A 12,077-nucleotide genomic window follows, 5' to 3' on the forward strand; every position below is an offset into this window, starting at 1 on the left:
ATTTTTAAACTACGAGCCATAAAACGCACCATAAACGCCATCTCTGTATTATATGCAACTTCACATTAAATTGGTATGAGTCAATTTGTGCTTAGTCTAAACTCCAATAACCTAGTGAATGATGTTCCAATCACCGCTCGTGAATTGTTTAAACAACTGTGCGAACGCTACGAATTACCTGAAGTGGAATGGGATTCGTCGGATACCAAAACTCGATCGAATGATCGGCGCATATCGACTCAGAAGCTCAAAGCAGAAGGATACCAGCTCATTCATCCAGAATTGGAAATTTGAAGCGGTTAAATGGCGAATACATCAGGCTTTTGATCCGGTTGTTCGTAGATTAAAGTACAGCTTCGGGGGGTGTCATTGGTATCTGGTGTCCAACGCATCGAGGCATAATAGGGAGTTTTGAATCGCTCGCTCGAAAGAACAACCTCTATTGCATCTGGAAATTGGATTTGTAGAAAATCGCCTTGTATTTCACTCGGTTGAGGAGGAACTGGCAGTTGAGCCATCTCATCCAATGAAACATAGGTCGCGCCTGTGGTTTGAGCAGGAAGCTTCAGGGCGTTGACTTGATCGATCCTACAGTGAGTTTGTTGGGACCACCAAGGTTCCGCTACCTCTTCCTTGCTCTCTCTAAACAATGAAAACAGGTGAGGCTGAGAGATATTAGCGGCGTCTTTGTAGTACATCACCACCACACTTGTTCTTTTTCCTGATGCCAGGAGGTAAGGCTCAAAATAAAATCTTGAACCCGTTCGATCGTGCCCAACCATTGTGTCAGAAGAATGGGGATTAAAAAGCAGATAAGCCTCTGGATCGACCGGATGGATAATCAGCGGATTACCCAAGGTCAAAACCCATTGTTTCTGCGTTACTGTTTCTGTCATCCGACTCCTGAAGTCGAGGGAATGGGTGACAGTTTGCCGATCGTCAGAAGGAATGAAGCTCCGTACAGAATCAAGAATATCGAGAACCTGCCCTGTGGCATCATATCTAACCAATACCCCTTGCCAACGTCCGCAGTGATGAGCCATGAGAGTCTCCCACTGCTGTTGAGCAGTTAAAGGTACTTTGGCGGTGATGGACACTCTGTTTTCTGACATTGGCGTATCCCTCTCTTCCCTATACATTGTGGTCAATAATGTAGTTTGGCGGATTCAACCTGCTCATTTATTCTACTCCAGACTGAGCCAGGATTATTTGCAACTGAGACTGCTATCATCCACTTCGACGCTTGTTTAACTGCAACTGACAAATCCTGTGCTGCGCCGATAATACCTATCCTGCTTTGGGACGAAACCATTTGTGCTTCTCCTGAGTTAAGATTGCCGATTGGTTCTCAACTATTATTGTAATTAAGGAAAATCTAATTTGCGCGATCGCCCAATTGCGGATTTAGTTTATGTTGATAGCGACAGGTTTCAAGCTGCCGCTAAAATCAGTATCTAAGCTGATGCAAGATTAATGTTTAATTGATGACTTCAAAATTCACGCACTCAAAACTTAAGACTACTTTAAGCTTGAGTATTTTTAATGAGAGCCACTTCAATTTTGTCACCAGCCTTTTGACTCACTTGTGCGCGCAAACCTGGCCCAAAAAAAGTAGCTATTTTGTCTTGCTTTTCTTCCCATAAGTCGATCGGCATTAGCGGCGAATAAAACTCTAGAATTAACCCATAAGCACCATCAACATTAACTTCCCGCAACCCTTGCAGGAGCGGCCGTTCCTCGTCGGTTGGGGCCAGCCCCAGGCGCTCCAAAGCATCATCTAAGTGCGCCGGTTGGCCATAGCGAAATCGGGTGACATCTTTGCGGACTTGGTTTTGAGTATCCGTCGCCTGACTTTCTCGCAGGAGGAGAACTTCAGCAGAGGTAGGTTCGGTGAAATTCACTGGTTCGAGTTCGGCCGCTTTCAGAGCCAAACCTCCCAGCAACAGCGGAATTCCATAAAAAAAACCGGCTAGGTTCAGGGTAGGTCTGTCTGTGAAGTAGGCTCCGAAACCGACTGCTGCTATAATACCGCCAACAACTAAGGCTAGGTTTGCTAAAGAAATTTTGCGTAACATATTAGTGAGGTAAGTAGTCGGACAGAAATAATATACTTTAATTATTATCTGTCAAAAAGTCTTGAATAAATTTAGTTTTTTTGCCAAAAGACCTGCAAAAACTGCTAGCATCTATGAGCGCGGGAGCGGTGTGCATCCACAGTCTTGTCTCTAGGTTCAGAAGCTTATCCTGCCGGACTCGCCCGGGCACGCCATCGGTAAATATCCGTGTTAATTGCGCGGCGTTGGTTCCAGAAGGCAATCGAGATCGGCAGTATCATCAAAGTATACAGAGTGGCGATCGCGATCGACACTCTTGCCCTTTCAACCATTTTTCGGCCATGATTAAAGACGAAGACAAACAAACTGCTGGAGCAAACAAGGCGGTTCTGGAGCAGATTAACTCGCTCAAACGCGAAGATGAAAGGCTTTATAATATCTTAGCGATCGATGTCTGGGCCCTAGCCAAGACGATGGATGAATATCAACCGGGATTTTGGGCTGCTTTTATGAAAAACCGGGAGAAGGCCCTGAAGCGATTTTTAGCTGGAATGATGAAAAATAAACCGGCAGATACCAAACGTCCGCCTTTTTTGCGCTAAAATTTGGCTGGAGTTTGGCTGAGGTTTTGATGTACAATCAAACTATAACACAGACTCAAAAACCCTGAGCAGGTTCATCACTTCCCCTATAAAAACAGTGAAGGATTTGCCCAAAAAGGTAGGTCGGTGAATTAAGAATCTCCGTCTGTTCGCAGAGGAGAATGTCAAATATTTTTGTTAATAGTAGCAAAGGGAAAAAACCATGGATGCACAAACAATCAAAGAGCGCGTAGCAGAGATCGAAGTCAAGCGGGAATCCCTCGTGCGGCTGCTAGATCGATCGGACTTGGGAGCCCTGAGAATAGATGTGAGTCAGGCGATCGAAGAAATTGATGATCTTTTAGAAGAATTCAAGCGTACTTTTAACAGTTAGGGTCATTGGGCATTGGGAATGGGGCATTGGGCATTGTTGACTGTTGACTGTTGACTAATAGCTAATAACCAATAACAGATAGCTAATAACCAATTCCCCATGCCCCATGCCCCATGCCCCATGCCCCATTCCTAATGACTAATTCATCACCATATCCATCAAAATTTGCTGAGAGCTCACTTCCGGGCAATTAGCAGGTGGCCGCCGCTGAGAGTAGTGTCCCCCAGACTGCAAATCCCAAGCTTGGCGGTTGTCCGCCAGCATTACTCCCAAAATTTCTTGCAATTCCTTGGCAATTGTCGGATCTTCCACTTGAACTATCGCCTCAACCCGTCTTGTGAGATTGCGCTGCATCCAATCCGCAGAACCAATATACACCTCTTCATCCCCACCGTTGAAAAAATAAAACATCCGAGAATGCTCTAAAAAGCGGCCGATAATACTGATAACTCTGATATTTTCGCTAACACCCTCAACGCCGGGACGCAAACAGCAAATCCCCCGAATAATCAAATCAATTTTAACTCCCGCTTGTGAAGCTTCGTACAAAGCAACAATGATTTGAGGGTCAACTAAAGCGTTCATTTTAGCGACAATGCGGCCGCAGCTACCGATACCGCCTTCGGCCTGCAAGCGGCAGAATTCTGCCTCACGCCGGATTAAAGCTAAAAATCGATCGCGCATATTGACCGGTGCCACCAATAATTTGCGATAAGATACCTGTCGCGAATAACCAGTCAAATAATTAAACAAATCCGTCAAATCCGATCCCAAATCCTCGCGACAACTCAACAAACCCACATCGGTATAGAGTCCGGCTGTTTTGGGATTGTAATTGCCGGTGCCGATGTGGACATAGCGGCGGATATACCCTTCCTCGCGACGCACTACCATCACAATTTTGGTGTGGGTTTTGAGTCCCACCAAACCGTAAACTACGTGGACTCCGGCTTGTTCTAACTTGCGAGCCCAATTAATATTATTTTCTTCGTCAAACCTAGCTTTGAGCTCTACTAAAACCGCTACCTGCTTGCCGTTTTCCGCTGCTTGAATTAAGGCGCTGACGATCGGCGAATCACCCGAAGTGCGGTATAAAGTCATCTTAATCGCTAACACGGAGCGATCGTGCGCCGCCTCAGTAATAAACCGCTGTACCGTCGCAGCAAACGAGTGATAGGGATGGTGCAGCATCAAATCCCCCTGCCGGATGGTGGTGAAAATATCCTCGCCCTCTTCAGCATCCAACCTCGATTTGTCTAAAATCCTTGCCGATTCCGAGTTCCGCAATCGCGGCGGCACAACCGGAGTCCAAGGCGGGTCTTTCAGTTCCGGCACCGGCAGCCCCACAAAAGACATCAAATCCTTGAGGCCTAGCAGCCCCTCTACGACGTAAACATCTTGCTCACCGAGATCCAGCTCCTCCATGAGCATATCTCGCAGCGCAGGCGGCATAATCGCTTGAATTTCCATCCGCACCGCAGAACCTCCAAACCGGCGCTTGCGGAGTTCCTGTTCTATTGCCAGCAGCAAATCCTCTGCCTCATCTTCCTCAACCGTCAAATCGGAATTGCGAGTAATGCGGAACGGGTGATATTCCTCTACGTCCATCCCCGGAAACAAAGCTTCTAAATTGTGGGCAATCACCTGTTCTAGGGGCACGCCAGTCCAAACAGGAGATTTACCCCTCTGCTGCCACTGCAAATCCCCCGGCAGCGGCACAAACCTGGGCAAAACTTGCGGTACTTTGACGCGGGCAAACAATTCTTCCCGGGTGTCGGGGTCCCTGACTACTACTGCTAAATTGAGGCTGAGATTTGAAAGGTAGGGGAATGGGTGGCTGGGGTCAACTGCTAGGGGAGTGAGTACGGGAAATACTTGTTCTTTGAAGTAGCGGTGCAAGTAATTGCGCTGTTCTTGATTGAGGTCAATGTAGTCGAGAATGTAGATTTCGCTTGCTGCTAGTTTCGGCCGCAGGGTTTGCTCAAAATACGAGTGCTGCTGAGTAACCATCGGCAAAAGCCGCTTGTTCAGGGCATCTAGCTGTTGTTGGGGGGTGCGGCCGTCCGAGGTTAATTTGCTGACTTTTGCGTGTACTTGTTGTTTGAGGGCGCCCACGCGCACCATAAAATATTCGTCTAGGTTGGAGCTAAAAATAGCGAGAAATTTGAGTCTTTCTAAAAGGGGCGTGCGGGGGTCGAGGGCTTCGTGGAGCACGCGGTTGTTGAATTCTAGCCAGCTTTGTTCTCGGTTGAAGTAGTATTGGGGGTCGCTGAGGTTGATTTCAGTGTAGGTTTTGGCGGGGGTCTTTTTTGGCTTGGGCATGGTTTGAGGGAGTCTTTGGGAGGCTCTGTTGATCGCATCTGTGAATTAGTATCGCAGGTTAAACTATTTGTTCGCATCTGCTTTTGGTCGATCGCTCAAACATTGAATTTAAGCAAAACCTTCAACTATTTTTCGAGGATTACCACGAAATCCTCAATCATCACATCAAAAGTTCGAGCCAGCTTGTGGACGGCTGCAAAGTCAACCATTGCCATCCCCTGAGAACGGGCATAATTGCTAATCGTACTGTAGCCAACGCCCGATCGCTCCGCAACTTCCTTGAGCGTCCATCCCTTCTCGGCAGCCAACTCTCGAACCCGCAATCTGACTAAGCCTTTGCTCATATTCACTATTTACAAAATTTTGGATTTAGTATAATATATCAAAAAGCGATCGCCCCCGGTCTGCAAACTAAAGACGATCGCCAGTTAAAATTAATCCCGACAGATAATTTCTGTCGATCGCACTTAGCAGAGATAGATTTAGCTACCACCACCAGATGCAACTACAATGATATCAGAAAATCAGCTAAGATCGTCAACGATCGGCGCATCAAAAATTATTCACAAATCGTCGATCGTCAATCCGCGATCTAGATTTGTCACCGAAGAAACAGTGGCACTCCTGTTCAACATCTCACCTGAACAGATATACCGGATCGATTGCTGCCACAACGTGGTGTATGTTCATGCCAAAGGCCTCAGTCGATTTGTCAGCTACGCTGATTTCCCCCCAATCTTAGAAGTAAAACCGCCCTGTGCTCAAGATTTTGTCGCCTGGTACAAACGCTGGAAACGGACACAAGCACCAGATTTTTGGACTAAATTCTATACGTACAACTTCAAAACGGCTGTTTCAGTGGACAGCTTGGTTGAATGGGGTAAATTAGTTGCTACAGTTAAATCGGTAATTTCTGCCTCAGCGCTGCAACAGCTACGAGATGTTTACGCTCAAGAAAAAACATTGATGGAAAATTTTTAAAGCAGTCGGCGCGAGTAAACCCGCGATTGTTGGCCACCAGCAAGATAAATGTAAGGTGCGCTTCGGCGCACCCTACGAAATAGAGATTCTACTCAAAACTCTTCTTTACCTTCCAATCCCCACATATTGGAAACCAGCCGCTTCTAAAGCCTTCTTGTCTAAGAAATTGCGGCCATCAATCATCACTGGATGATTCATCAACTTCGCCATTTTATCGTAATCTAAATTGCGAAACTGTTCCCAGTCCGTCACCAACACCAAAGCATCGCAACCGTCTGCCAACCTTTCCGGGTCAGTTTCTACCAAAACTCCCGACAAACCGTGACGCATCCCAGTTTGAGAAACGATGGGATCGTAAGCTTTAACTTTCGCTCCCAACCGATTCAAATTCTCGATTAAAATCAGCGCTGGAGCATCCCGCAAATCGTCAGTATCCGGCTTGAAAGTCAAACCCAAAAGTCCGACAGTTTTACCTTTGAGAATCTTCAAAACGTGCTGCAACTTTTCAATAGCAATGAACCGCTGGCGTTCGTTAACTTCCACTGCCGCTTTCAGCAAATGTGCCTCGTAGCCGTAATCGTCAGCAGTGTGAACTAAAGCTGAGACATCTTTGGGGAAACAAGAACCGCCCCAACCAATGCCAGCTTGCAAAAACTTGTTGCCAATCCGTGAATCTAAGCCGATACCTCGGGCAACTTGACTAACATCTGCACCAACCCGATCGCAAATATTAGCAACTTCATTAATAAAGCTAATCTTCGTAGCCAAAAAAGCATTAGCTGCGTACTTAATCATCTCCGCTGAACTGATATCAGTCATCACCACAGGAACCTCCGGCAAAGACGGATTTTCTGCAAACTTGCGATCGACAATCGGCCGGTATAACTGTAGCATCATATCCATAGCCCGCCGAGAGTTGCTGCCGAGAACAATGCGATCGGGATTAAAAGTATCGAAAACAGCACAGCCCTCCCGCAAAAACTCCGGGTTGCTAACCACATCAAATACCACACCTTTTTTTGCTGCTACTTCCTCACCCGTAGCCGCATCATTGGTTTGAGCTTTTTGACGTTCCGCCAAACCGTCGAGGACAATCCTCCGCACCCAGTCCCCGGAACCGATGGGAACCGTAGATTTATTGACAATGACTTTGTAATCGCCGTCGAGGTGAGCTCCAATTCCACGAGCAACCGCTTCCACGTAGCGAGTATCGCTTTCCCCAGTAGGCAAAGGAGGCGTCCCCACGGCAATAAACAAAATGTCCCCGTGAGCCACTCCGGCTGCTAAATCCGAAGTAAATTCTAGATTGCCCGACGCAGATGCAGAGGACATTAATTCAGACAGTCCAGGTTCAAAAATAGGCGACTGTCCAGACTTCATTAATTTTACTTTTTCTTCGTTGTTGTCTACGCAAATCACGTGGTGGCCGATGTGGGCCAAACAAGTGCCGGTGACTAAGCCAACATATCCTGTACCTATGACGCAAACATGCATACAAATGTCCTCAAAGTTAGTAAAAAAATCAGATAGGAATTGGTAATCGCAAATCGAGAATTGGGAATTGGGAATAAGGAAGATTTTTTCTCTCCCCCACTCTCCCAGTCTCCCCCTCTCCCAGTCTCTACTTTTGGTTTCCCTCTATACGATCGCGAAAATCCTTTATAGTCAACTCTAAACCTTGATCAAGCGGCACAGTTGGCTCCCACCCCAACCAATTTTTAGCACGAGTAATATCCGGTTGTCGCTGTTTTGGATCGTCTTCCGGCAGCGGTTTAAAAATAATTTCTGCCCCTGGATTAATCGTGTTTTGAATTTTTTGTGCCAGTTCCAATATAGTGTATTCGCCGGGATTTCCCAAATTCATCGGTCCGATTTGGTCGCTATTCATCAAACGAATAAATCCTTCCACCAAATCAGAAACGTAGCAAAAACTCCGTGTTTGGGAACCGTCGCCGTATACTGTCAGCGGTTGATTCCGCAAAGCTTGAGCAATAAAATTGCTCACTACTCTGCCGTCATTTTCCAACATCCGGGGGCCGTAGGTATTGAAGATTCGCACAACTCGAATGTCTACCCCATTTTGACGATGGTAATCAAAAGATAAGGTTTCAGCTACTCGCTTCCCTTCGTCATAACACGATCTGATCCCGATACAATTAACGTTGCCACGATAATCTTCTGTTTGTGGATGAACGTCAGGATCTCCGTACACTTCGGAAGTGGAAGCGAGAAAGAATCTTGCTTTTACCCGTTTTGCCAATCCCAACATATTCATCGTGCCGATGACGTTTGTTTTAATTGTCTTGACAGGGTTGTACTGATAGTGTATTGGGGAAGCGGGACAAGCCAGATGGTAAATCTGATCTACCTCTAACCGAATCGGTTCCGTGATGTCGTGGCGGATCAGCTCAAAATACGGGTTGTCCAGCCATTTGAGGATATTGCGTTTAGTCCCGGTGTAAAAATTATCCAGGCAGACTACCTCATGTCCTTGGGCCATTAAGCGATCAATTAGGTGAGAACCGAGGAAACCTGCACCGCCTGTGACTAAAATTCTCATTGTGGAAACTGCCGTTCTGTTTAGGGGTAGGACTGTGGTACAAAAATTCAGTCGCTAGAATGAAACTTTCTAATAGAATAACAAAATTGCGATCGACAATGTAAAGACTTATGCGTCACTTTTATAAAATCTTTAATTAACTTAGCATTTTCAAATACTTGGAACAAAGTGCTATAATTCGCAAATGTCGGTAGCAATTTTTATTTAAGCTTTAATATTTCCGAAAAAACACTCTTGACATTAGTTAGGTTATTTGTTAGTGGTTATTGGTTATTTGATGACTTCGGTCTGAGGTTGGGCGATGCGCTAGGGGATAGCTGCGCTTCACTGGCTTATTTGAAAAAACCAGGGTCGATTTATCTGAAAAGCAATATGAGAGAAATTATGTCGATCTAAAAAATTAGGTAATAATTTCAGGAAAACTATAGTTTTACTTGAATCGTTAGGGCCGCCAATAATGTAAATATTTGGCAGAATAGTAATATTAATTTGATAGCTTTTCTCTTAGTCCCCCTCAGCAGGGACAAGAGTTTGTGTACGATTGGTTTCAACCGCCGAATACTCAAAGGGATAACTAACTATCCCTTCCCTCCCAATGACATCTGAACCCAGCGGCGGAATAGTTCGACAGTAATACTGTAGCAACCATCAACTTCTCGAACCACATCGTGGCGTTCGAGAGTTTTTAGTGCTTCCAGCAAACTTGTCTCATCCCTCCCTGTTTCTTGACTCAGCGTGTCGAGGTTCATTCCTTCTAAGTGAGGTGCTAAGGCTTTTAAAATCTCCTGTTGTCCCGATGCGCCTTGCGCTGCTTGACCCCAAACTCCTGTAAAATAGTAGCGACCTCGGGTGAAGAATTCTGTGTCATTGATGACAGTTGCTACGTCTTCTAGTGTAAACATTGGATCGCGGGGGCGTCCCATTTCAAATACTTGGTCGTTGTAGAGGCGGACTAACAGAAATCCTACCAATTGCGTGAGGTAGGGTTGGCCGTGAGTTAGTTCGTAAATGCGATCGAGTGCTTCTGGTTTGTAGTCGAGGAGAAAATCATCATCGGGATTGGCTAAAACTTGGCGAGTTGCACCAAGACTCAGGAAACCTACTCGGATGGGGATAATGCTAGCAAAAAAAGGATTGAAATAATCCTCGGTCATTTCATCCAAGGTGTGCAATCCGGCAAAAGCAAAGGCTACTTTAGAACTCATTTGCACCATCCCTCGCAAAAAACCGATAAAATCTTGATTGATGTTCCCAGCGTCTATCAATTCTTCAATTTTTTCAAACTCGTCTAAAGCAATGATTAATCCACTTTCTACATTTGCTATTACTTGTTCGATGTAGCGTCCAAAAGTGACATAGGGTAAATCGAGTAAATCGCGATCGGCAGGAGGTGGAATCTTGACTGTTTTGGCAATGGCATCGGTGATGAATATTAGCAGTTCGCCGACTCCTTGAGAGCAATCTCCTACCCGCAGCAAATTCACATAAGCTACCTGTACTTTTGAGCCTAAGCAGTTGCTAGCATTCAACAAAATCGAAGTTTTTCCCATGCGCCGATGACCGTAGAGTGCCACAGATTGAAGCGGATTGCCTTTTACCCACAACTCCTCTAGCTGTCTGATGATGTCTTCGCGGCCGACAAATAGCTTGCCTTGGACTGGATCGCCAATTATATAGGGGATACTCACAGGTTGAGTAATCGAAATATCTCCGATTTTCCCGGTCACTTGCAGTAATATTTCTTGCCATTTTTTTGCAGTTTTAATAATTAAATTTCGTTCACATTGTGGTATAATATCTGGACGGTCGAGGATAGTTTCAAGCTCACCTAATGCTCGGTTGAGGGCAAGGGAACGGGCAGAACGAGATACGCTATTCTGGACGACTTGGACATCGGCAATTACCCGCCGTAGAGAGGCAATTACTTTCCAAGTAGTCTCACGCAGCAGAGGTGGATTTGGGGAAGCAGGCAGCTTCAGGGAAGCCATCTCTGCTAGTTCTGCTGTTTGGTGAAAATCTGTGAGAATCTGCGCTAAGGTAAACATCTCCTCTCCATAAAGCAGATCTCGCACTACAGCGAAAGCTTCTGTGGCTTTGTCTGGTTTTTGCTTGTGGAGATACCAGAAACCAGCGGCAGAGGCACGCGCAGGAGTATTTAAACGAATTTCTGTTTGAAAACGAGCTTGAATTTGTTGTGGATAAGGTAGCTTTAAGAACAAACCTTTTACTGCTTGTGACTTCATTACTTCACCCAGAGAAGCTGAGGCAAAACGCACCAACTCCCAATCATAAGGATCTTCTGATAATTGAGCGACGCGATAGATGAGTTGGTCTTTTGGTGTCTCTGCCAGTACACGATTTACAGCTTTAACAACAGGGATAAACTGAAGGGTAAATCCTAGTAATTGGTTAATGTTGTGCAATCCTGTTTCCCAATCCCGCCTCAGCCAATTAGCTATTTGAGAAGACAGGTAGGGAATGGGAAGTGGGGTAATGCGAGGAAATTGTCTATTTTGCTGTTGACGCTGAAGTAGTGTAAACGCTAAAGCGAAAAGCCAATTTTCAGGACGTGCGATCGCCACGCCGGACGCCACGCCCCACACCACGCCGATCGCGACGCCGGACGCGACGCCGGACGCCACGCCGGACACCACGCCGGACGCGACGCCGATCGCCACGCCCAACGCCACGCCGATCGCCACGCGGAACCAATCGATAGAAATGCCTATTTCCTCGAAAAATCTACTCAAGCCTACGGAGATAACAATGATTAACATCAAGGCTTGTAGAATTAACTGACGCTGGACGGAATTTTGACGCAACCACTCCCACTTCTCTCGCCAGCTTTTGGCGTCTTTTAAATTAGATTCACCCCCAAAAGTAGACTCATACCACCGCACAGCTTGAGGAAAGAAAAACACCCAATATAACAATCGCAGGTAATCTAAAGGATTCCACAAAGAAAGAGGACGCTTTAGTTTGGGAGCTAAATCTAACCGAGGAACAGGGCGATGGTTTTGACTCATAAATAGGTGGGGATGAATAAACAAGACTTACGCACGGCTGGTGAGAAACGGGTTTTTTTACCAAATCTGCGATTCTCTAACGAAATACAGCCGATTCCAGGTTTATGAAGTACAGTAGCAGCAGCTTGTAAACCAGTTTTTAAAGTGCTGTGGATTAAC

At 45.9% G+C, this 12,077-nt stretch carries 11 protein-coding genes; 4 read left to right on the plus strand and 7 right to left on the minus strand.

From position 1 onward, the window contains the following. Positions 1 to 114 precede the first annotated feature (114 nt). Complete coding sequence (locus QUA57_RS26795) at positions 115 to 294, plus strand: hypothetical protein (protein ID WP_333064778.1); 180 nt, start codon at positions 115 to 117, stop codon at positions 292 to 294. Between the two features lie 5 nt (positions 295 to 299). Here the strand turns inward: QUA57_RS26795 and QUA57_RS26800 are convergent, their stop codons facing one another. Further along, a complete protein-coding gene (locus QUA57_RS26800; RefSeq protein ID WP_333064777.1) occupies positions 300 to 1,112 on the minus strand; it encodes a DUF3598 family protein in 813 nt (270 codons plus the stop codon). A 411-nt stretch (positions 1,113 to 1,523) separates the two neighbouring features. Continuing rightward, on the minus strand, positions 1,524 to 2,075 hold the full coding sequence (locus QUA57_RS26805) for a DUF2854 domain-containing protein (RefSeq protein WP_333064776.1): 552 nt from the start codon (positions 2,073 to 2,075) through the stop codon (positions 1,524 to 1,526). Between the two features lie 320 nt (positions 2,076 to 2,395). Here QUA57_RS26805 and QUA57_RS26810 point away from each other — a divergent pair, with 320 nt between their 5' ends. After that, positions 2,396 to 2,656: a hypothetical protein gene (locus QUA57_RS26810; protein ID WP_006632500.1), complete on the plus strand. Its 261-nt coding sequence runs from the start codon at positions 2,396 to 2,398 to the stop codon at positions 2,654 to 2,656. Between the two features lie 202 nt (positions 2,657 to 2,858). After that, on the plus strand, positions 2,859 to 3,029 hold the full coding sequence (locus QUA57_RS26815; protein WP_333031883.1) for a hypothetical protein: 171 nt from the start codon (positions 2,859 to 2,861) through the stop codon (positions 3,027 to 3,029). Between the two features lie 138 nt (positions 3,030 to 3,167). On the opposite strand, the gene ppk1 is transcribed toward QUA57_RS26815, so the two are convergent. After that, positions 3,168 to 5,351 (minus strand): polyphosphate kinase 1, encoded by a 2,184-nt coding sequence (ppk1, locus tag QUA57_RS26820; protein ID WP_333038665.1) that lies wholly within the window; start codon positions 5,349 to 5,351, stop codon positions 3,168 to 3,170. 125 nt (positions 5,352 to 5,476) lie between these two features. Then, the gene (locus QUA57_RS26825) at positions 5,477 to 5,695 is read right to left on the minus strand and encodes a helix-turn-helix domain-containing protein (protein WP_006632503.1); all 219 of its coding nucleotides are present in this window, start codon (positions 5,693 to 5,695) and stop codon (positions 5,477 to 5,479) included. 166 nt (positions 5,696 to 5,861) lie between these two features. Here QUA57_RS26825 and QUA57_RS26830 point away from each other — a divergent pair, with 166 nt between their 5' ends. Continuing rightward, positions 5,862 to 6,332 (plus strand): hypothetical protein, encoded by a 471-nt coding sequence (locus tag QUA57_RS26830; protein ID WP_333064775.1) that lies wholly within the window; start codon positions 5,862 to 5,864, stop codon positions 6,330 to 6,332. Between the two features lie 105 nt (positions 6,333 to 6,437). Here the strand turns inward: QUA57_RS26830 and QUA57_RS26835 are convergent, their stop codons facing one another. The 3 genes from QUA57_RS26835 to QUA57_RS26845 all read right to left on the minus strand — a co-directional run bounded on the left by QUA57_RS26835 (position 6,438) and on the right by QUA57_RS26845 (position 11,918). Then, on the minus strand, positions 6,438 to 7,826 hold the full coding sequence (locus tag QUA57_RS26835) for a UDP-glucose/GDP-mannose dehydrogenase family protein (protein ID WP_333038671.1): 1,389 nt from the start codon (positions 7,824 to 7,826) through the stop codon (positions 6,438 to 6,440). Between the two features lie 127 nt (positions 7,827 to 7,953). Then, positions 7,954 to 8,892, minus strand: coding sequence for a UDP-glucuronic acid decarboxylase family protein (locus QUA57_RS26840; RefSeq protein ID WP_333038674.1), 939 nt, complete (start codon positions 8,890 to 8,892; stop codon positions 7,954 to 7,956). A 578-nt stretch (positions 8,893 to 9,470) separates the two neighbouring features. Beyond that, positions 9,471 to 11,918: an ATP-binding protein gene (locus QUA57_RS26845; RefSeq protein WP_333064773.1), complete on the minus strand. Its 2,448-nt coding sequence runs from the start codon at positions 11,916 to 11,918 to the stop codon at positions 9,471 to 9,473. Positions 11,919 to 12,077 lie beyond the last annotated feature (159 nt).

This window comes from Microcoleus sp. Pol7_B2 (assembly GCF_036701035.1).
GTDB lineage: Bacteria > Cyanobacteriota > Cyanobacteriia > Cyanobacteriales > Microcoleaceae > Microcoleus.

Bases quoted from the DNA above. Each gene is read 5' to 3' on its own strand.
- QUA57_RS26800 (WP_333064777.1), bottom strand. From the start codon at position 1,112: ATGTCAGAAAACAGAGTGTCCATCACCGCCAAAGTACCTTTAACTGCT.
- QUA57_RS26805 (WP_333064776.1), bottom strand. From the start codon at position 2,075: ATGTTACGCAAAATTTCTTTAGCAAACCTAGCCTTAGTTGTTGGCGGT.
- QUA57_RS26810 (WP_006632500.1), top strand. From the start codon at position 2,396: ATGATTAAAGACGAAGACAAACAAACTGCTGGAGCAAACAAGGCGGTT.
- QUA57_RS26815 (WP_333031883.1), top strand. From the start codon at position 2,859: ATGGATGCACAAACAATCAAAGAGCGCGTAGCAGAGATCGAAGTCAAG.
- ppk1 (WP_333038665.1), bottom strand. From the start codon at position 5,351: ATGCCCAAGCCAAAAAAGACCCCCGCCAAAACCTACACTGAAATCAAC.
- QUA57_RS26825 (WP_006632503.1), bottom strand. From the start codon at position 5,695: ATGAGCAAAGGCTTAGTCAGATTGCGGGTTCGAGAGTTGGCTGCCGAG.
- QUA57_RS26830 (WP_333064775.1), top strand. From the start codon at position 5,862: ATGATATCAGAAAATCAGCTAAGATCGTCAACGATCGGCGCATCAAAA.
- QUA57_RS26835 (WP_333038671.1), bottom strand. From the start codon at position 7,826: ATGCATGTTTGCGTCATAGGTACAGGATATGTTGGCTTAGTCACCGGC.
- QUA57_RS26840 (WP_333038674.1), bottom strand. From the start codon at position 8,892: ATGAGAATTTTAGTCACAGGCGGTGCAGGTTTCCTCGGTTCTCACCTA.
- QUA57_RS26845 (WP_333064773.1), bottom strand. From the start codon at position 11,918: ATGAGTCAAAACCATCGCCCTGTTCCTCGGTTAGATTTAGCTCCCAAA.